Here is a 19,636-nt window from a genome sequence, read left to right as displayed (position 1 = left end):
GTTCGTGCCCGCCGGGATTCGCGACGTCGCCGCAGCGGCGTCGGTGTCCGTCGGCACGGTGTCCAACGTGCTCAACGCCCCCGAACGGGTGGCACCGGCGACCGTCGCGCGGGTGCTCGCCGCGATCGACGAGTTGGGCTTCGTTCGCAACGACGCCGCCCGACAGCTGCGGGCGGGCCGGTCGCGCTGCGTCGGGCTCTTGGTCCTCGACGTCGGCAACCCGTTCTTCACCGACGTGGCCCGGGCTGCCGAACGACGGGCCGCCCGCAGTGATCTGGTGGTGCTACTGGGCACGTCCGACGACGATTCGCAGCGCGAGCGCGCCTATCTCGACACCTTCGAGGAGCAACGCGTCTTCGGGTTGTTGATCTCACCGGTCGGCGAGCACCTCGATCGCCTCCGCGCGCTTCGCCGGCGCGGTGTGCCGGTGGTGCTCGTCGACCGCGACGGTGCGGGCACCGAATTCGCGTCGGTGGCCGTCGACGACGTCGCCGGCGGTCGGCTTGCCATCGGGCACCTCTGTGAGACGGGCCGATCGCACATCGCGTTCGTCGGCGGACCGCTGACCCTGCGGCAGGTCACCGACCGCCTCGCCGGCGCCAGGGCCGCCGCCGAAGAGCACCCCGGCACCACGTTGGACGTGATGCCCACCGAGGAACCCAGCGTGCTGGCGGGACGGGCGGCCGGTGAGCGGTTGTGCGCCATGCCCGCCGAGCGGCGACCCGATGCGGTGTTCTGCGCCAATGATCTCTTGGCGATCGGGATGCTGCAGGCGTTGACCACCGGCGGCTTGCGCGTACCCGACGACGTCGCGGTGATCGGCTACGACGACATCGACTTCGCCCGCTCAGCGGCCGTGGCGTTGTCGTCGATCCGCCAGCCGAGTGCGGACATCGGGTCGACGGCTGTCGAACTGCTGCTTGCAGCCGCCGAGACACCGGCGGGCGAACCTCAGCATGTGGTGTTCAGCCCGGAACTGGTGACCCGCGCATCGACTGCACTCTGACGCGGCCCGCATCCACTGCTACTTGATCGTGTAGCCGCCGTCGATCACCAGGTCGGCACCGTTGATCATGGCCGCGGCTCCCGAGGCGAGAAAGACTGCCGCAGCGGCTATCTCATCGGGATAGGCGAACCGACCGGTCGGAATCAGCTTCTTGAGCGCATCGCCCTTGGGGTTGTCCCACGCCTTGATGCCAAGGTCGGTCAGCACGACGGTGGGGGAGATGCTGTTGACCCGCACACCACGACCTGCCCACTCGGTGGCGAGCACCTTCGTGATCCCGACGACCCCGAACTTCGAGGCGCAGTAGGCGACGTGTTCGTCGATCGCCACGCTGGCGGCCTGTGACGCCATGTTGATGATGGCGCCACGGCCCGCGGCCAGCATGTGCCTGCCCGCCGTCTGACACATCAGGAAGGTGCCCTTGAGGTTGATGGCCATCGTGGAGTCCCAGTCCGCCAACGAAAGGTCCTCCGCCGGTGCGAGTCTCGCGACACCTGCACTGTTGACCAGGACATCGATCCGGCCGAACTCCGCGATGACGGCGTCGACCGCGGCGGTCACCGAATCGGACTCGGCGACATTGCAACCGAATCCGCGGCTATCTGGGAGGCGTGCGGCGACCTCGGTGGCACCCGCCTCATTCAGGTCGACGACGGCCACCCGGGCACCCTTGGCGGCCAGGGCGGCCGCGATCGCCGCACCGATTCCCGACGCACCGCCGGTCACCAGAGCCACCGAACCATCCAACCGGAAGTCGAAATCCACTACGGGTTGGCTCGTTTGGGACATCAGTCAACTTCTCCTTCGGTTCGTGGACAACTCAATCGAGGACGGCGGTGGCGATGTCCACGTCGGTCACCACCGACGACACCAGCCCGGATTTGAGTACAGCTCTGGTGGCGGCCGCCTTCTCCTTGCCTGCGGCGATGGCGATCCTCGTCGGAATACCCCGCAGCACGTGTTCTGCAACGCCCATTCTGCGTTCGTCCAGCCCGGGGACCCGTCGGCCATCGGCGTCGAGCAGGAGTGCGCACGTCTCCGCGCACACCCCCGCCTTCCCGAGCGATCGGGTCTCCTCGGCCGACAGCGACTCGTACACCTGCGAGGCACCGGGGCTCCACGCGCCCACGGACACGATCGCGCAGCTGACCGACGATTGACGGTCGATCGCCTCGCGAATTTGAAGGTTGTCGCCCAGGCTGCTGGCGGTCCGCGCGTCGGTGACGACGAGGGGCGCGTACAACGGCCAGGACTCGCCGCCGCTGACTTCGCTGATCCGCCGCACCAGGTCGGTGCCGTTCGACGTGATCGGACCCGCCATCCCCGTGAGTTGCACGACGTCGCAGCGCGGTAGCGACGTCAGGTACGGGGCGATGTGGGTCAGGGTGCGGCCGCAGTCGACGCCGACGACGTCACCGGCGCGCAGAATCGATTGCAGCAGTTCGGCCATCGCCTTCGCGACCGCGTCGACGTGGTCGGTGGCATTGCTCGAGTCGGCCGCTACGGCATACGCATGCTCGAGTCCGTACTCGCGTTGCAGGGCGGTGGAGAGCTCGACGTCGATGGCGCCCGGATTGTGGATCTTGATCTCGACCATGCCCGACTCGACGGCCTCGTCGAGCATCCTGGCGACCTTGAACCGGGACAGCCCGAACTCCTCGGCGATCTGGATCCGGGTGCGTCCCTCCAGGTAGTAGCGACGGGCGATCACCGCGCGCTGGAACAACTCGTCGGGTCCCATCGGCCGCCTCCGGTGAATCGTGAGCCGCTCGCTCATCCCACCTCTGCACATATGTGCAGCGGCGTTGACATGTGAGCATATGCATTGCATGATCCACATCACAAGCAATCACACGAGCTTCGGGGTTTGCAGATGAGCAAAGACGACACTGGCCTAGTCTCCGTGGCCAGCGCCGTGTTATCCCGTGAGGCAGCGACATTGACTGCGCTGGTCGGGGCCGTGGAGTCCAGCGTCGTCGCCGTGGCACACCAGATGATCGGCATCACCGGCAAGGTCGTCACCACCGGGTCCGGCACCTCGGGCATCATGGCCGAGCGCCTGGCCCACCTCCTGTCGGTCTGCGGGACACCCGCGGTGTACCTACCCTCGATGGACGCCCTGCACGGCGGCATGGGCGCGATCACGACCTCCGACCTCGTCGTCGCGATCTCCAAGACGGGGCAGAGCCAAGAGCTGACCAATCTCGTCGAACGACTCGGCCGACGAGGCATCCACGTCGTCGCCGTGACCGAGAGTCCCACCTCCCCGTTCGCCGCCGCCGCCGCGAGCGTGGCCGCACTTCCCCCGACCCCCGCCGACGCCGACCCGGGCGACATGATCGCCATGGCAAGCACTCTCGCCGTTGGCGCGTGGAGTGACGCGGTCGCCGTGGTGACGATGTCGATGCGTGGCCATACCGTCCGCGACGTCATCGACAGCCACCCCGCAGGCGGCGTGGGCGTCCGGGGACACCTCCCCGGTGACGACGCTGCACCGGTGGTGCGCGGCGCATGACGGTTTCCGCGGTGATGGGCGTCGACTCGTCGACCCAGTCGTGCAAGGTCGAGATCCGCGACCTCGCGACGGGGCGGCTCATGGGCTCGGGCGCGGCGCCGCACCCTCCGGCGTTCCCGCCTCGCAGCGAGCAGCACCCGAGCGACTGGATCGACGCGTTCGTCGCGGCGTCGAGCCAAGCCATGGGCCGGTGCGACGAGCGGCCCGACGTCCGTGCGGTCTCGGTCGCGGCGCAGTGTCACGGGCTGGTCCTCCTCAACGGTGCCGGCGAGGTGCTGCGCGCCGCCAAACTGTGGAACGACACCACCGGCGCACCCCATCTGGCCCGCCTCGTCGAGCGCATCGGCGCCCGCCGGTGGGTGATGCGCATCGGCACGCTGCCGACCGCCGCGTTCACGATCGCCAAGCTGGCATGGGTCGCCGAACACGAGCCCGGCCTGCTCGACCGCGTGGCGACGGTGTTGCTGCCACACGACTACCTGACCTACTGGCTCACCGGGCAGAAGGTGACCGACCGCTCCGACGCATCCGGTACGGGCTACTTCGATACCGTTGAAGGACAATGGATTCCGTCCTACCTCGAGCTGGCCGCCGGTGACCGCAACTGGTCGTCCAAACTGCCGACCGTGCTCGGACCCACCGAAGTGGCCGGCACCGTCCTGCCCGAGAAGGCCGCTCGACTCGGTCTCGGCCGGGACGTGTCGGTCGGCGCGGGTGGCGGCGACCAGCACGCGGCGTACCTGGGTCTGGGACTCACAGACGGCGACCAATACTTCGGCATCGGCACCTCCGGTGTGATCGCGACGTCCTCGCGGGGCCCAGTGTTCGACACGACCGGCGCCGTCGATGGTGTGGCCGACATGACGGGCGGGTATCTCCCCTTGATGAGCACGCTGAACGCTGCGCGGGTGGTCGACCGGGCAGCCGTGCTGCTGGGCACCGACCTTGCTGGCATCTCCGCGCTCGCGCTGGCCGCCGGACCCGCCCAGGGCCCGGTGTTGGTGCCGTTCCTCGACGGTGAGCGCACACCCGACCGGCCGGACGCGCGGGGTGTCTTGGCCGATGTCACCTCGCTGACCACCCGCGAGGAACTGGCCCGTTCCTTCGTCGAGGGTCCGCTGCTGTCGCTCTTATCCGGACGGGACGGCCTCCTGGCGTGCGGTGTCGAACTCGGCGGCGCCGCAACGGCTGTCGGCGGAGGAGCCCGGTCACCGGCAACCCTTCAACTGCTGGCGGACCTGATCGACGACGAGGTCACGCTGCCCGACGTCGACGAGGCGACCGCCCGTGGCGCCTGCATCCAGGCGGCGGCCGTCGCCTCGCGCTCCGACCGCGCCGGGCTGGTCGACCTCGCCAAGCAATGGCTGCCCGACGCCAGGGCCCGTGTGCAGCCCCGCCAGCACGGCCGCAACGTCGGCGCGCTGCGGGAGCGGTGGGCGGCCCTCGCGGCGTCGCCGATGCTCGAAGGCGGAGGGGCGCCGTGACCGCGCTCGCGACGTGGCACCACGACTTTCCCGGTCTCCTGGCGGGGTCCGTGTACGCGGCGCCCGACTCCAGGGTTGCGGCCGCGCAGACGCTGGCCGACGGCGGACTCGACGTCCACGTCGACGTGATGGCGGTATCGGAAGGCCTGCCGCAGGGCGTGAGTCTGGCTGAGCTGCAAATGATCTCGTCGGCCGTCGACCGGGAGAGGATCGGAGTTCACCTGATCGGATCCGTCGACTTCGTCGACGCCGTGCTACCCAAGATCCTGGCCCTGCAACCAGGTGTCGTGTTCCTGCCCTGGTCGGCGTTCACCGCCGAGCGGGTGCAGGCGATCCGCGCGCACGGCGGCCGGGCGTGGATCGCCGTATGGCGCGAATGGGACGGCCTCGGGGATCCTCGGTGGCCCACCGATCCCGACGGCGTGCTGGTGATGCTCATCGAGCCGGGCACCAAGGACAGTTGTCGTCTGGAACGGCTGGGTCTGGTCACCGCGTGCACGACGCAATTCACTGGACTACCCGTGGCGGTCGACGGCGGCGTGACGAAGGAGATCGCCCCCCTTTGCGCCGCAGCCGGCGTACGACAGGTGATCGTCGGCCGGGCCCTACTGACCTCCGAACGAAGGGAAGCGATATGAGCAACGAGATTTCACCCACCTCGCCACCGGCCGAGACCATGCGGGCCAGCGTGATGACCGGGGTCGGCACACTCGAGATCGAGGACCGGGCCGTCCCGACGCCGGGCCCGCACGAGGTGCTGGTCGAGGTGGCCGCGGTCGGGGTCTGCGGCTCCGACGTGCACTACTACCGCCACGGACGGATCGGCGACTTCGTCGTCGAACAGCCGATGGTCCTCGGCCACGAGCTGGCGGGTCGCATTTCGGCCGTGGGCGATCGCGTCGACCCGACCCGCGTCGGGCAGCGGGTCGCCGTCGAGCCGCAGCATCCCTGCCGTCGGTGCGAGCAGTGCATGGCCGGGCGCTACAACCTCTGCCCCTACATGGAGTTCTACGCCACCCCGCCGATCGATGGTGCGTTCTGCCGCTACGTGACGATCGACGCCGAATTCGCCCACCCGGTACCGGATTCCATGTCCGATGAGGCTGCCGCCCTCCTCGAGCCGCTGTCGGTGGCGGTCACGACCATGCGCAAGGCACACGTGGCGCCCGGATCGTCCATCCTCATTGCCGGTGCCGGACCGATCGGCGTCATGTGCGCCCAGGCCGCCCGCGCGTTCGGCGCCGCCAGGGTCGTCGTATCGGATCCTCTCGAGTCACGGCGGGAGAGCGCCCTACGCTTCGGCGCCACCGAGGTGATCGACCCGATGGTCGACGACGTCGCAGCGCTCGATCCTCAGGTGGACGCGTTCGTCGACGCCAGTGGCGCGGCACCCGCGGTGGTCAGCGGCATCAAGGCGGTCGGACCGGCCGGCCACGTGGTCCTCGTCGGCATGGGTTCTGGCGACGTGACGCTACCCGTCGGCTACGTCCAGAACATGGAGATCACCGTGACGGGGGTGTTTCGCTATACCGACACCTGGCCTGCGGCAATACATCTGGTCACCTCCGGGGCCGTCGACCTGGATGGCATGGTGACCGGAAGATACGACCTCGAACACGTGGGCCAGGCGCTGGACAGCGACACCGATCCGGCCAGCCTCAAATCGATCGTCGTGCCGACATGAAGGGTCGGCCCGCAATGAAGGAAGGCACAGTCGTGAATACCCGTTCGCCGTTCGACCTGACCGGCCGCACCGCGCTGGTCACCGGGGGAAACCAGGGCCTGGGCAAGGCCTTCGCGTTCGGCCTCGCCGAAGCGGGTGCCACCGTGGCCATCTCCGGCCGTAGTGGCGAGCGCAACGCGAAGGTCGTGGCGGAGGCCGCCAGCGCCGGGCACACGATGCATCCGATCACCGCCGACATCACCAGCCAGGCCGACGTCGAGCGGATGACCGCCGAGGCCGTCGACGCCCTGGGCCAGGTCGACATCCTGGTGAACAACGCAGGCACCTGCTACCACGCCGAATCGTGGGACGTCACCGAACAGCAATGGGATGACGTGTTCGACCTGAACGTCAAGGCGCTGTGGGCATGTTCCCTGGCCGTCGGTGCCCACATGCGGGAACGCGGTAGCGGCTCGGTGGTCAACATCGGGTCGATGTCGGGCCTCATCGTGAACCGGCCCCAGATGCAGCCTGCCTACAACGCCTCCAAGGCGGCGGTTCACCACCTCACGAAATCCCTTGCCGCCGAATGGGCTCCGCTCGGCATCCGGGTGAATGCCGTCGCACCGGGCTACTGCAAGACCGAGATGGCACCGGTGGACCGGCCCGATCTCAAGCGGTACTGGATCGACGACGCGCCCCAGCAGCGGTACGCGATGCCGGAGGAGATCGCACCGAGCGTGGTGTTCCTCGCCAGCGATGCCGCCTCGTTCATCACCGGCTCCGTGCTGGTCGCCGACGGGGGATACACCGCATGGTGAACCGTCGCGTCGTCGTCAACTCCTTGGAGGACGTCGTCTTCGAGAGCGTGCCCGAGGCCGCACCCGTGGCCGGCGAAGTCCGCATCCGCGGCACCGTCGTCGGCATCTGCGGGTCCGACCTGCACGCCGCCTGTGGCCACCACCCGTTCATCGACCTGCCGTACCGGCCAGGGCACGAGGTCGTCGGCGTCGTCGATGCCGTGGGGGACGGGGTCGACGACTCCTGGATCGGCGCCCGCGTCGTCGTGGAACCCAACCTGGCCTGCGGCCACTGCACCCAGTGCCGGGCGGGGCGATACAACATCTGCCGCGACCTCCTGGTGCTTGGCTGCCAGACACCCGGTGGCCTCGCCGACAGCTTCACCGTCGCCGTCGACCGCGTCATTGCGCTCAACCCCGACTTCGACGACGACCACGCCATCCTCGTCGAGCCGCTGGCTACCCCGATCCACGCCGTGCGCCGTGCCGCCGAGGCGGTTGGTGATCTGCGCGGGCGCCCCGTCGTCGTGATCGGTGCGGGACCCATCGGGTTGTTCGTCCTGCTGGCCGCCCGCGAAGCGGGCGCCAAGGTGATCGTCGCGGACCTGCTCGCCTCCAAGCGGGATCGTGCCGAACGTCTTGGTGCCGCAGGCACTTTCGACCCGACCGCCCCCGATGCGGTCGACACCGCACTCGCCGTCATGGGCGGGCCCGCTGCCGTCGTGATCGACTGCGTCGCCAGGGAGAGTTCGGTGGCCCAGGCCATCGAGCTGGTCGACAAGGGCGGCGCGATCATGATCGTGGGCGTGGCCGCCGGAGCCACCCCCGTCCGTCTGGACCTCGTCCAGGACCGCGAACTGTCACTGATCGGCAACCTGATGTACGTCAGGGAGGACTTCACCGCGGCCATCGACCTCCTCACCGCCGGCGCCGTACCCATCGACGAGATCATCAGCGCCCGTTATGCGTTCGAGGACTCCGCCGAAGCCTTCACCGCCTCGGCGGATCCGGAGAACGTCAAGGTCCTCGTCACCATGGGCGGTCGCGACGAGGCTCCGGTTGCCGTCGCCGCCAGTTCATCAGGGAGTCTGCCATGAGCTCAGCCATCCTCGAATGCGTCGACATCAGCAAGAGTTTCGGTGGTGTCCCGGTCCTCGAGAGCATCACGTTGAACCTCCAACCAGGGACGGTCACGGCCCTGGCGGGTGAGAACGGCGCGGGCAAGTCGACGCTGATGAAGATCGTCAGCGGCCAGTACAGTGCGGACTCCGGTTCGGTCACCGTGGCGGGTGCCCACCTGGCACCGGGCAACCCGCGCGACGCGGTTCGCCACGGCGTGGCCATCGTCCCGCAGGAGCTGGCCTCCATCGAGGACATGACCGTGTACGAGAACCTGTTCGTGGGCCGGGAGATCAAGACCGGACCCTTCCTCAACCGCCGGGCGATGATCGGCGAGGCGAAGGAAGCTCTGGCGGTCTTCGGGGTCGACATCTCTCCGACCGCGCGGATGGGCGGCCTGCCCGTCGGCCTGCGGCAGATCGTCGAGATCGTCAAGGCCGCCCGTACCGGTGCGCAGGTCGTGATGCTCGACGAGCCGACCTCCGCGATCTCCGAGCGCGAGGTCGAAGGCCTCTACGGCATCGTGCGACGACTGCGCGAGCACGGCGTGGCGATGGTGTACACCACCCACAAGATGGCCGAGATCCGTGCCATCGCCGATCGCGTGGTGGTGTTGCGGGACGGTGGGTTGATCCTCGACGAGACGGTCGCCGAGGTGACCGACGACGACATCGTCACCGCGATGATCGGCCGTGAGTTGAATGCCCTGTTCCCCCCGCGCGTGCCGCCCAAGTCCGAGCCCGTGCTGGAGGTTCGCGACCTCGTGGTCGACGGCGCCTCCAAGCCGGTGTCGTTCTCGGTCAACTCCGGGGAGATCCTCGGTCTGGCCGGTTTGGTCGGCGCAGGACGAACCGAACTGCTGGAGGCCATCTTCGGCGCCAGGCACACAAGTTCGGGCGAGATCGTCGTACGCGGCAAGAAGGTCAAGCGCAACGCACCCGCCGCCGCGATCACCGAGGGCATGGCGATGGTCCCCGAGGACCGCAAGATCTCCGGTGTCGTGCTGTCGATGAGCGTGCTGGACAACGGGTCGCTTCCGCGGCTGTCCTCGTTCAGCGTCGCGGGTTGGCTGCGCGGCAAGGCGCGTACTAAGGCCGTGTCCGACGTGATGGAGTCGGTGCGGTTGCGCAGCAGCGGCCTGAGCCAGCCGGTGGGCACGCTCTCGGGCGGCAACCAGCAGAAGGTGGTGCTGGCCCGCTGGCTCACCGGTGAGGTCAACGTGCTGCTGCTCGACGAACCCACCCGCGGGGTGGACGTCGGTGCGCGCAGTGAGATCTACCGCATCATCACCGAATTCGCCGAGGCGGGAATGGCCGTGGTGATGGCGTCGTCCGACATGCCGGAGATCATCGGGCTGTCGCATCGCGCGTTCGTCATGCGCGACGGCGCGTTCGTCGGGGAACTCGACCGCGACGCGCTCGACCACCCCTCCGTGCAGGAGTCGGTATTCCGCCTGGCCACCGCACTCGACGGACCCACGCACGATTCGAACCCAGATCCGGAGGCAGCATCATGACCACCCCAGTCGACACCGAAGACACGGCAGGCCCGTCCAAGGCGCCGGTCGTCACGTCACCGACGACCGGTGAGCCGGTCCGGCTGTTCTCCCGCGAGTGGATCAGCGGTATCGCCTTGCGCTACTCGATGGTCATCATCATGCTGATGGTGATCGCGTACTTCAGTTATCGCAGTGCGCGATTCGGCACGGTCGACAACCTGGTCACCATCCTCGTCGCGGCCGCTCCGTTCGCCTTGATCGCCCTGGGCCAGACGCTGGTGGTCCTCACCGGCGGCATCGACCTCTCGGTGGGCAGCGTGATCGCGGTGTCGGCGATGGCGGGTGCGGCGACGGCCAAGGCCAATCCCGGCCAGGTCTGGATGACCGTGCTGGTGGCGATGGCGGTCGGCCTGATAGTGGGCTCCATCAACGGAATCCTGGTGTCGCGCATCAACGTTCCACCCTTCATCGCAACATTGGGTACGTTGACGGCTGGCTCGGGTTTGGCCTACGTCATCGGTGGCGGCGCGCCGATCAACGGGCTGCCCGCCGAATTTGGGTCCATCGCCAACACCAAGATCCTCGGCCTGACGATCCCCGTGCTCGTGATGATCCTCGGCATCGTCGTGCTAGCAATCGTGATGAAGCGGACCACCTATGGCATGCGCGTGTACGCCGTCGGCGGAAACCGCAACGCGTCGGAGATCGCCGGCATCAACGCCAAGAACGTCTTGTTCAGCGTCTACGCGCTGTCCGGGCTGCTGGCGGGCATCTCCGGCGTGATGCTGGCCTCCCGTGTCATCTCGGGTCCACCGAACCTCGGCCAGGGCTATGAGCTCGACGCCATCGCCGCGGTGGTGATCGGCGGTGCCAGCCTGATGGGCGGTCGCGGCACCATCTGGGGAACGGTGCTGGGCCTGTTCATCATTCAGACGCTGAACAACGGACTGGACATCCTGGTCGTGCCTGCCTACTGGCAGGACGTGATCAAGGGCGTCCTGATCGTCGCAGCGGTGGCGGTCGACGTCTGGTCGACCAGAAGACGTACGTGATCGGCAGCCAGACAACCTGTTCGTCCAACCCTTCGACTACACGAGAATGAGAAACCACATGAGACAAACAACGAAGTTCGTCGCCATCGCCTCGGCCGGATTGCTGGGCCTCGGCCTGACCGCCTGCGGCGCCGGTGACACGGAGGCCAACAGCGGCAAGACCAGGGTGGGCGTGTCGGTCTACGACATGAGCTCGTTCATCACCGCGGGCAAGGAGGGGATGGATCAGTACGCCAAGGACAACAACATCGAGCTGGTGTGGAACTCCGCCAACCTCGACGTCTCCACCCAGGCCACCCAGGTCGACTCGCTGATCAACCAGGGCGTCGACGCCATCATCGTCGTTCCGGTGCAGGCGGATTCGCTGGGGCCGCAGGTGGCGTCGGCCAAGGCCAAGGACATCCCGCTGGTTCCCGTCAACGCCGCGCTGGACAGCAAGGACATCGCCGGCAACGTGCAGCCGGACGACGTCAAGGCCGGTGAGCAGGAAATGCAGATGATGGCCGACAAGCTCGGCGGCAAGGGCAACATCGTCGTCCTGCAGGGCCCGCTCGGCCAGTCCGGCGAGCTCGACCGCACCAAGGGCATCAACAACGTGCTGGCCAGGTACCCCGAGATGAAGGTGCTGGCGATGGACACGGCCAACTGGAAGCGCGACGAGGCAGTCAACAAGGTGAAGAACTGGATCTCGGGCTTCGGGCCGCAGATCAACGGCGTGGTCGCCGAGAACGACGACATGGGCCTCGGTGCCCTGCAGGCGCTGAAGGAAGCCGGTCGGACCGACGTGCCGATCGTCGGCATCGACGGCATCGAGGACGGCCTCAACGCCGTCAAGAGCGGTGAGTTCATCGGCACCTCACTGCAGAACGGCACCGTCGAACTGTCCGCCGGGCTGGCCGTCGCCAACGCGCTGGCGAAGGGCGAGAAGGTGAACACCGCGCCGGTCTACATCATGCCCGCAATCACCCAGGCGAACGTCGACGTCGCGATCGAGCACGTCGTCACCAAGCGGGCTGAGTTCCTCGCCGGTCTGTCCGAGCTGACCAAGAAGAACCTCGAGACCGGCGACATCGCCTACGAGGGCATCCCAGGGCAGACGCAACCGTAATCTTTTGTCCGACAACCTATTCAACGAAGAGAGACATCACCTATGAGAGTTACGATCAAGCTGGGCGTCATCGCCTCGGCGGGCCTGCTAGGCCTTGGCCTGACCGCGTGCGGCGCGGGTGACACCGCGGCCAACAGTGACACCACGCGGGTCGGTGTCACGGTGTACGACATGAGCTCGTTCATCACCGCCGGCAAGGAGGGCATGGAGACCTACGCCAAGGCGAACAACATCGAGTTGGTGTGGAACTCGGCCAACAACGACGTGTCCACCCAGGCCAGCCAAGTCGACTCGCTGATCAACCAGGGCGTGGCGGCCATCATCGTCGTTCCGGTGCAAGCGGATTCGCTCGCACCGCAGATCCAGGCGGCCAAGGCCAAGGACATTCCGCTGTTGGCGGTCAACGCCGCGCTGGACAGCCCCGACCTCGCGGGCAACGTCCAGCCGGATGACGTGGCGGCGGGCGCGCAGGAGATGCAGATGATGGCCGACCGCCTCGGCGGCAAGGGCAACATCGTGATCCTGCAGGGCCCCCTCGGTGGCTCCGGTGAGATCAACCGCGGCAAGGGCATCGACCAGGTGCTGGCCAAGTACCCCGACATCAAGGTGCTGGCCAAGGACACGGCCAACTGGAAGCGTGACGAAGCCGTCAACAAGATGAAGAACTGGATCTCCAGCTTCGGACCGCAGGTCAACGGCGTCGTCTCGCAGAACGACGACATGGGCCTCGGCGCCCTGCAGGCACTGAAGGAAGCCAACCGCACCGACGTGCCGATCGTCGGCATCGACGGCATCGAGGACGGCCTCAACGCCGTCAAGAGCGGCGAGTTCATCGGCACCTCACTGCAGAACGGCACCGTCGAACTGTCCGCCGGTCTCGCCGTCGCCAACGCGCTGGTCAAGAAGGAGGACGTCAACAAGGAGCCCGTCTACGTGATGCCCGCCATCACCAAGGACAACGTCGACGTCGCCATCCAGCACGTGGTGACCGAGCGCCAGAAGTTCCTCGACGGCCTCGGCGAGCTGACCGCGCAGAACCTCAAGAGCGGTGACATCGCCTACGAGGGAATTCCCGGGCAGAAGCAGCCGTAAGTTGATTCGAACGAAGCGGGACCGGCCACGGCGTGGTCGGTCCCGCCTTCGTAGCCGATGAGTTCTACGAGCCCGAGAGGTCTGTACTGACATGTCGTTTCAACACGTGCTGTCTGTCGTGCCGGTATCCAATCTCGACGTCTCGAAGGCGTGGTACCAGAAGCTCTTCGGCCGCCCCGCCGACAACGAACCCATGCCGGTGCTGGCCGAGTGGCAGGTGGTGCCGGGCGGCTGGCTGCAGGTGTTCGTCGACGCGGAGCGGGCGGGTTCGGGCCTGGTGAACTTCGCCGTGAGCGACCTGGCGGCGCACGTCGGCGAGGCTACGAGTCTCGGGCTCGAACCAGGTGCGGTCGAGGGCGTCAACAAAGGCGTCGAGTTGGCCACGTTGAGCGATCCCGACGGCAACCTGATCCGGCTGATCGGCAACTTTCGCGTCGACTACTGACCTCAGCCGAGGTCGGCCAGCAGCGCGTCGACACGGCCGCGCGCCGCCGGGTCTGCACCGGCGCCGACGACGGCGTGCACGCGGCCGGCCGCCACGGCCGCGAGGGCCGCCTCGGCGATGACCGACGGCTCGTCGCCGCCGGTGATGATGCCCGAGTCCGCGGGAAGCGTGGTGACACCCGGCGGGGCGATTGCCGCGGAGTGGGATCCCAGCGCGGTGTTGACCAGGCCGGGACACAGCACCGTCGCGCCCAGATTGGTTGACAGCGAACGCAACTCGGCGTCCAGCGTCTCGGTCAGGCCGACCACCGCGTGCATCGTGGCGTTGTACGGCGTCATCATGGGCAGCGCCATCAGCCCACCTGCCGACGCGGTGTTGAGGAAGTGTCCCGAACCCCGTGCGATGAACATGGGGGCGAAGGCCCGCACACCGTGCACCACACCCATCAGCTTGACGTCGACGAGCCAGCGCCACGTCTCGACGCTCTGTTCCCACATCGGCGCCAGCTCGCAGACGACCCCGGCGTTGTTGCACACCAGATCCACCCGGCCGAATCTCTCGACGACGGCGTCGGCGAGCGACTGAACCTCGGCCTCGACGCCCACGTCGGTGCGCATACCGACGACGTCGACGCCGTGTGACGACAGCGCCTCGACGGCGGGCGGGATCGACTCGTCGCGCACGTCGGCGATCACGACGTGCACACCACGGGCCGCCAGCGAATCGGCCAGGGCGAAGCCGATACCGCTCGTGCCACCGGTCACGACCGCCACCTGCCCCGCAGTGATCTTCACGACCGTCGATCCTTGTCTCGCAACGGTCGTCGGGCCAGGTCCAAGACCTCTTCGGTGGTGAGCGGACTGTGGGGATGCTGCGAGAGACACCAGGGTGTGGTGATCTTGTGGAATGCGGTGCCTTCGAGCGCGGCGTAGAAATTGCCCGCCCGCAGTCTGCTGATGTCCGACACGTACCCGCCCTTGACGCGAGCGAATTCCTGGGCGACCGTGATCTGGTTGGGCGAGTTGAGCAGCCCGTAGAACTGCGTGGCGGAGTTGCCAGGAATGTTGTTGTGCAGCCCTCGCGGGGACTGCGTGGCGAACACCAGGCCCAGCCCGTACTTGCGGGCCTGCGACGACAACGCCAACGTGCTCTGCAGTGACACCGTGCTACGCCCCGACGGCGCAAAGTTCTGCGCCTCGTCCATTACGAGCAGTCCGCCAAGGGGTCGATCGCCCGCGGGGTTGCGCTTGATCCACGCGAACAGCGCCATCTGCAGCTGGCTGACGAAACCCGCCTTCTGCTGGTCGTTCGGCAAACCGACCAGGCTGATCACCGACACCCTGGCGCGATAGCCGGGCGGCGGCGTAAGCAGTATCCCGGGATCGGCGGGCGTGCCGTCACCGCCGAACATCGGATCGTTGACCATTGCCGCCCGCAGGTTCTGACCGAGCTCGGCGGCCCGTTCGCCGGCATTGGCGATCACGCTGACGCCGTCGGGCAGGTCGGCCAGCGCCGCGAGGAAGCCGCGCAGGGTCGGCGACGGTTGGCGCCCGTACCACTGCAGCGACTCCCGCAAGACCGCCCGGGACTGGTTGGCCTTGGGCGTCTTACCCGTGATGAGGGCGTGGGATTCCAGTGCGGCGAAAGCGGATTCGACGGCTTCGTGATACTCGTCGCGGTCGTCGGCCACGCTGGCGAAGTCCGGGAGCGGTTGAAACGACAGGGGTCTGCCGCCGGCCCGCCCCGGAGTCCACACCACGACGTCGGTGTTGTCCAGGTACTCGTCGGCACGCGGAGTATCGGCGACGTTCCACCCTTGCGGCGGCTCGGGCCACGGCTCGCCGAGGCGGGCGAGGTCGTTGTTCGGGTCCAGGACGATCGACGACACGCCACGCAGGGCGCACTCCTCGACGAGCCGCCGAATGAGCACGGTCTTGCCCGACCCCGAGCCCGCGAAGATCGCGGTGTGCTTGCGCAACGCGAGCAGGTTCACGCTCAACGGTTCACCCGTGGTGTCGTCGGTGCCCAACGTGATGGCGGTGGGGGAGTGCTCCCGCGGTAGCGGCCCGGCGGCCTCGGTTTCGGGCGCGGGGTCCGGTTCGTGCACCGTTGGCGGATCGGGCATGGGCCCGGCGCCCTCGCCGAGGGCATGCCGCAGGAAGCTCAGCCCGTGGGCGGGTTTGCGCGCCTGCAACCATCCGGGTAGCCCGGGATCGTTGTCCACGATCAGATCCCGCAACGCCGACAGGGTGCGCAGGTCGTCCTCCGACAGGGCGAGCGTGCGACCGCCCGCCGCCTCGAAGTCGGCGACCAGGGCGGCGGTCTTGACGCCGCTGGGCCATGGCGTGTTGCGCAGGAGGAAGAGCTTGCGCTTGTTCAGGTTCGTGCCGAAACCCGCTGCGGCGTAAGCATTCCTAATTCGGCTCTGCGCGGCGCCGGCATGCGTGGCGGCGATCGCGCGGAAACCCCAATGCCGCTCGTCGTCGCCCCCGGCATCCAGGCTCTGCCGAAGCCGACCGTGCAGATGCGCCTGCCGGGCCGGAGGTGGCGGGTCGAGCCGGAACGACTGCTCGGTGTCACCCCGTTCGGTGATCCAGGCGTCGAGGGCAGCGGACAGCAGGCTCGGCACCGTGGTGTCCTCGCCCTCGGGATCGAGCGCGGCCGCACCGACCGCCCGTCGCCGGTAGTCGGCGAACCGGCGGTCCAGCTCGGTGCCTGCGTCGGCGGACGGCTGATCTACTGGCGCGTCCACCACCGACGGTGCATGCAGGTGCGCCAACTCGCCGACGACGTCGCGGTCCAGACAGCTCCTGACGTGGGTGTCGGCGCGCTTGAGCAGCATGCGGGGTGTGTAGTCCGGGGCGTCGTCGAACGCCGACGGAAGGATCGGCCAGCTCGGGTACGGCGGCGTGAAGCCGATCGCTCGGTAGCTGGCGGTGAATCGCCGCTCCAGGATGGCGCGACCGATGTCCGGGCTCGGCAGGCCCTGAAGCTTCGTCGCCTCGCGGAACCGGTCGGAGACGGTCGCGGTGGCGCGCAGGCGGATCGACTCCCACGCGGTGGGCAGACACGCCACCACCGCGGCGGTCCGGCGCATGTTCTGCCGGATCGACATCAGCCCGTGCGCAACGTGTTCCACGTCGCTGTTGTCGACGGCCCCGCCGGCCCGCGCAGCCGGGTCGGCGCGATCGGCGCCCTGGGCGAGAAGGGTGTCGATCTGGTCGATCGCCAACACCGACGGACCGGCCAGCGCGACGAGCCACGAGATGTCGCGCACCAGTTCCTGCGGGGACAGGGTCGACACCCCGAGGGACCACTCCCGGCGCCCGGAGTCGTCGACGTCCTCGGCAGAGTTGAGATACGCCTGCCCGACGTCCTGGACGTCGAAGTCCAGTGCCCCGGACAGCACCAGCGCGCGAAGGGTGTGGCGCGTCTGTCCGACCGTCGCCGGGTCTGCGGTGCGCAGCGCGTTGACGAACGAGGTCAACACCTCGGGGGTCAGGGGGTCGTCGCCGATGATGGCCTTGCGGTCCACCCGGGACACGTGCGCCACCGAGCACAGCTGGTAGAGCAGCTCCTTGAGCTGCGTCTCCCGGCCCTTGGCGGGTCGGTTCAAACTGCGAAGGATGCTGCTGCGAGCGGACTCCCAGAAGCTGGTGGCGTCGAGTAGCTCGACGACGAAGAAGAATCCGCCGGCGTCCTGGACCCGTTCGCGCACCTGCCCGAGCAGGTGGGTCTTTCCCGAACCGGCCGGGCCCTGCACGACGACGCCGAGCGGGCTGGACTGCTGCTCGCGGCCGGCGTCGCCGAACGCGGACATCACCTCGTCGAGGGCCTTGTCGTTGAAGCCGGGCACGTGCAGAGCGCCTTGGGCGTGCCACAGGTCGTCGGCGGTCGGCGCCCACGACAGCCGCAATGAGCTCAGGGCCTCCCTCTCGCGTGGATCCATCAGATCTCGATCGCAATGAGGTGCTTGGCCTGGTCGCCGATCGACACGGCGGCGGCGTGATCCTCGGCGGTCAACGTCTTCTGGTTCTCCTCGGGCACGAGGCTGACCCCCGGGATGCGGTACATCCGGGTCAGCGCGGCATCCAGGTCGTGCCGCGACACCTCCAAGAGGTCCTGCCGCAGCCGGACCAGGTCGACCCAACCACCCGAGCGCGCCGCCAGTCGGACGTAGGCCGCGCGCACCTTCTCCTCCACCTCGTCACCCAGGACGTCGGGTTCGCCGGCCAGCGCGTTGTCGTCGAGCGGGAAGAAGACCTCGCCGGGCTTGAGACCCTCGCGGTCGAAGTAGCGGCGGAGTGCGCGCAGGACGGTGTAGAGCGCCTTGCCCTGACCCTTCGACTGTGCAGGCACCTCGGCACCGATGATCGCCGCGCACGTCGCCCAGCCCCGGTCGGTCAGCTCCAACACCATCGCGCGGTTCTCCGTCGAGACCTCGATCAGGCCGCGCCGGACCAGCTCGTCACGGTCCTGCTTCTTCAATTCTGGCCCCAGCGCTGCGAGTTCGGGATTGCGGACGGCTCGCGCCTCGGCCATCAGAACGAGCAGCACGGCCTGCTTGGTGCCGGTCAGTTCCTCGGGGTCGACGATCACGGCAGGTTCCCTTCATCGCTTTCTCTTCTTGGATAGCAGGCGTTCGATGACGGCGAGCACCCGCGGCGGTGACCCCTTCGAGCCTGACGACCTGGCGGGAGGGGAGATGCGCCAACGACAGCGGTTCCCCGCATGCCACTGAGCTCACGCGACCCCCTGCACCGTTGGGTGCCCATTGTGTCCTACGCCTCGGCCGCGCGTGTCGGGCGTCAGCCGGTCACGGCGGCCCGCACGTCATCGTCGAGGGCGGCGCGCACCAGCGCCGCGGCCAGTTGGGCGTTGCCGCCCGTGGCGAGCCGGCTCAACTCCTGCGGATCGGTCGGCAGGCCGAGGCGCTTCGCGGCATCCAGGGCACGGTCGTCGAAGCGCGGCCGAACCCACGTCCAGGTGTCCTGCACCTCACGCAGGAAGATGTCGGCGCCCGTCGCGCCAATGCCCTTGAAGCGCTGAAGCAGCGTGGCCGCCTTGGCAGCGTCCCCGTCGGCGGCCTCGGCCAACTTGCGTAGGTCGCCGTCGAAGTCGTCGCGGACCAGCCGCGCCATCTCGACCAGCCGCGTCGCCGAACTCTCGTCGTAGCGGGCATAGCTCGCGCGGCCGAAGGCGTCGATCATCGTCTGGCGCTCGGCGTCGAGCACGGCGTCGGGCGTGCGGAGACCGGCGTGGAACAGCTCGCGAGCGGCCTCGACCGCGATGCCCGCATCGATCGGCTTGCTGGCCAGCATGCACAGCACCAGCAACTGGAACAGCGGCATCGGCGTGTCCTTCATCGTGATACCTGCCTCGTCGGCGTAGGTCTTACCCGCCACCTTGAGGAGTCGATTCGCGGTGTCGTTCTGGCTGGAGTCGCTGGTGGCCATGGCGCGGTGATACCCGGTGGCGGCGACGGGAAACGCCGCTACTTGGCGGGCAGGCTGGAGGCGTAGGCGGTACCGCGGTCGACCCAGGCACCCAGGCGGCGCGTAGTCGTCAGCCCGTCGGTGGTCACCCTGATCCAGCCTCGGGTCTCCTTGCCGCCCATGATCATTGGTTCGACGTGGTCGCGTGCGGTCAGTGCGTCGGTCTGCTCGGCGGGGACGCGAACCATCAACCCACCGCTACCGCTGACGCACACCGCCATGTTGCCCCCGACGAGGAACGCCAGCCCGCCGAACATCCGCTTCTCCTCGACCCCACCCACGGCGGCGAAGAGTTCACGGACGCGGTTGGCCAGCTCCTCGTCGTAGGCCATGCCTCGAGGTTCTCACGTCGCCGGCGT

19 protein-coding genes are annotated in these 19,636 nt (G+C 68.1%); 12 read left to right on the top strand and 7 right to left on the bottom strand.

The window, feature by feature from the left end:
* The first annotated feature begins 4 nt into the window (after window positions 1-4).
* The gene (locus QUE68_RS13320; protein ID WP_284236083.1) at window positions 5-1,006 is read left to right on the top strand and encodes a LacI family DNA-binding transcriptional regulator; all 1,002 of its coding nucleotides are present in this window, start codon (window positions 5-7) and stop codon (window positions 1,004-1,006) included.
* Between the two features lie 18 nt (window positions 1,007-1,024).
* On the opposite strand, the gene QUE68_RS13315 is transcribed toward QUE68_RS13320, so the two are convergent.
* Window positions 1,025-1,795, bottom strand: coding sequence for a GolD/DthD family dehydrogenase (locus QUE68_RS13315; RefSeq protein WP_284236084.1), 771 nt, complete (start codon window positions 1,793-1,795; stop codon window positions 1,025-1,027).
* A 31-nt stretch (window positions 1,796-1,826) separates the two neighbouring features.
* The gene (locus QUE68_RS13310) at window positions 1,827-2,747 is read right to left on the bottom strand and encodes a sugar-binding transcriptional regulator (protein WP_284230920.1); all 921 of its coding nucleotides are present in this window, start codon (window positions 2,745-2,747) and stop codon (window positions 1,827-1,829) included.
* 132 nt (window positions 2,748-2,879) lie between these two features.
* Here QUE68_RS13310 and QUE68_RS13305 point away from each other — a divergent pair, with 132 nt between their 5' ends.
* The 11 genes from QUE68_RS13305 (at window position 2,880) to QUE68_RS13255 (ending at window position 13,782) form a co-directional block, all read left to right on the top strand.
* Window positions 2,880-3,521, top strand: a complete 642-nt coding sequence (locus QUE68_RS13305) for an SIS domain-containing protein (RefSeq protein ID WP_284226571.1) — start codon at window positions 2,880-2,882, stop codon at window positions 3,519-3,521.
* Window positions 3,518-5,005 carry an FGGY family carbohydrate kinase gene (locus tag QUE68_RS13300; protein WP_284226569.1) on the top strand — a complete coding sequence of 496 codons (1,488 nt, stop codon included), beginning with the start codon at window positions 3,518-3,520 and terminating at the stop codon, window positions 5,003-5,005. The genes QUE68_RS13305 and QUE68_RS13300 overlap by 4 nt, the downstream gene beginning before the upstream one ends.
* Complete coding sequence (locus QUE68_RS13295) at window positions 5,002-5,643, top strand: beta/alpha barrel domain-containing protein (protein WP_284226567.1); 642 nt, start codon at window positions 5,002-5,004, stop codon at window positions 5,641-5,643. Before QUE68_RS13300 ends, QUE68_RS13295 begins: the two co-directional genes overlap by 4 nt.
* The gene (locus QUE68_RS13290) at window positions 5,640-6,689 is read left to right on the top strand and encodes an NAD(P)-dependent alcohol dehydrogenase (RefSeq protein ID WP_284226566.1); all 1,050 of its coding nucleotides are present in this window, start codon (window positions 5,640-5,642) and stop codon (window positions 6,687-6,689) included. The genes QUE68_RS13295 and QUE68_RS13290 overlap by 4 nt, the downstream gene beginning before the upstream one ends.
* Window positions 6,690-6,721: 32 nt before the next feature.
* Window positions 6,722-7,489, top strand: coding sequence for an SDR family NAD(P)-dependent oxidoreductase (locus QUE68_RS13285; RefSeq protein WP_284226565.1), 768 nt, complete (start codon window positions 6,722-6,724; stop codon window positions 7,487-7,489).
* Window positions 7,483-8,565: a zinc-dependent alcohol dehydrogenase gene (locus QUE68_RS13280; RefSeq protein WP_284226564.1), complete on the top strand. Its 1,083-nt coding sequence runs from the start codon at window positions 7,483-7,485 to the stop codon at window positions 8,563-8,565. Before QUE68_RS13285 ends, QUE68_RS13280 begins: the two co-directional genes overlap by 7 nt.
* Complete coding sequence (locus tag QUE68_RS13275; protein ID WP_284226562.1) at window positions 8,562-10,103, top strand: sugar ABC transporter ATP-binding protein; 1,542 nt, start codon at window positions 8,562-8,564, stop codon at window positions 10,101-10,103. The genes QUE68_RS13280 and QUE68_RS13275 overlap by 4 nt, the downstream gene beginning before the upstream one ends.
* Entirely contained in the window at window positions 10,100-11,137 is a 1,038-nt protein-coding gene (locus QUE68_RS13270; RefSeq protein WP_284226561.1) for an ABC transporter permease, read from the top strand. The genes QUE68_RS13275 and QUE68_RS13270 overlap by 4 nt, the downstream gene beginning before the upstream one ends.
* Before the next feature lie 58 nt (window positions 11,138-11,195).
* Window positions 11,196-12,245 (top strand): substrate-binding domain-containing protein, encoded by a 1,050-nt coding sequence (locus QUE68_RS13265; RefSeq protein WP_284226560.1) that lies wholly within the window; start codon window positions 11,196-11,198, stop codon window positions 12,243-12,245.
* Window positions 12,246-12,287: 42 nt separating this feature from the next.
* Window positions 12,288-13,337 (top strand): substrate-binding domain-containing protein, encoded by a 1,050-nt coding sequence (locus QUE68_RS13260; RefSeq protein WP_284226558.1) that lies wholly within the window; start codon window positions 12,288-12,290, stop codon window positions 13,335-13,337.
* A gap of 91 nt (window positions 13,338-13,428) precedes the next feature.
* On the top strand, window positions 13,429-13,782 hold the full coding sequence (locus tag QUE68_RS13255) for a VOC family protein (protein WP_284226556.1): 354 nt from the start codon (window positions 13,429-13,431) through the stop codon (window positions 13,780-13,782).
* A gap of 2 nt (window positions 13,783-13,784) precedes the next feature.
* On the opposite strand, the gene QUE68_RS13250 is transcribed toward QUE68_RS13255, so the two are convergent.
* From QUE68_RS13250 to QUE68_RS13230, 5 genes are all read right to left on the bottom strand, one after another.
* Window positions 13,785-14,576 carry an SDR family NAD(P)-dependent oxidoreductase gene (locus QUE68_RS13250; protein ID WP_284226555.1) on the bottom strand — a complete coding sequence of 264 codons (792 nt, stop codon included), beginning with the start codon at window positions 14,574-14,576 and terminating at the stop codon, window positions 13,785-13,787.
* A complete protein-coding gene (locus tag QUE68_RS13245) occupies window positions 14,573-17,731 on the bottom strand; it encodes a helicase HerA domain-containing protein (protein ID WP_284226554.1) in 3,159 nt (1,052 codons plus the stop codon). Before QUE68_RS13245 ends, QUE68_RS13250 begins: the two co-directional genes overlap by 4 nt.
* Window positions 17,731-18,381: a hypothetical protein gene (locus QUE68_RS13240; protein WP_284226553.1), complete on the bottom strand. Its 651-nt coding sequence runs from the start codon at window positions 18,379-18,381 to the stop codon at window positions 17,731-17,733. The genes QUE68_RS13245 and QUE68_RS13240 overlap by 1 nt, the downstream gene beginning before the upstream one ends.
* Before the next feature lie 209 nt (window positions 18,382-18,590).
* The gene (locus tag QUE68_RS13235) at window positions 18,591-19,238 is read right to left on the bottom strand and encodes an HhH-GDP family DNA glycosylase (protein ID WP_284226552.1); all 648 of its coding nucleotides are present in this window, start codon (window positions 19,236-19,238) and stop codon (window positions 18,591-18,593) included.
* 38 nt (window positions 19,239-19,276) lie between these two features.
* Window positions 19,277-19,609, bottom strand: a complete 333-nt coding sequence (locus tag QUE68_RS13230; protein WP_284226550.1) for a TfoX/Sxy family protein — start codon at window positions 19,607-19,609, stop codon at window positions 19,277-19,279.
* Window positions 19,610-19,636 lie beyond the last annotated feature (27 nt).

The sequence above is a fragment of the Mycolicibacterium sp. TUM20985 genome (genome assembly GCF_030295745.1).
GTDB lineage: Bacteria > Actinomycetota > Actinomycetes > Mycobacteriales > Mycobacteriaceae > Mycobacterium.
This window is presented reverse-complemented; position numbering and strand designations above follow the sequence as displayed.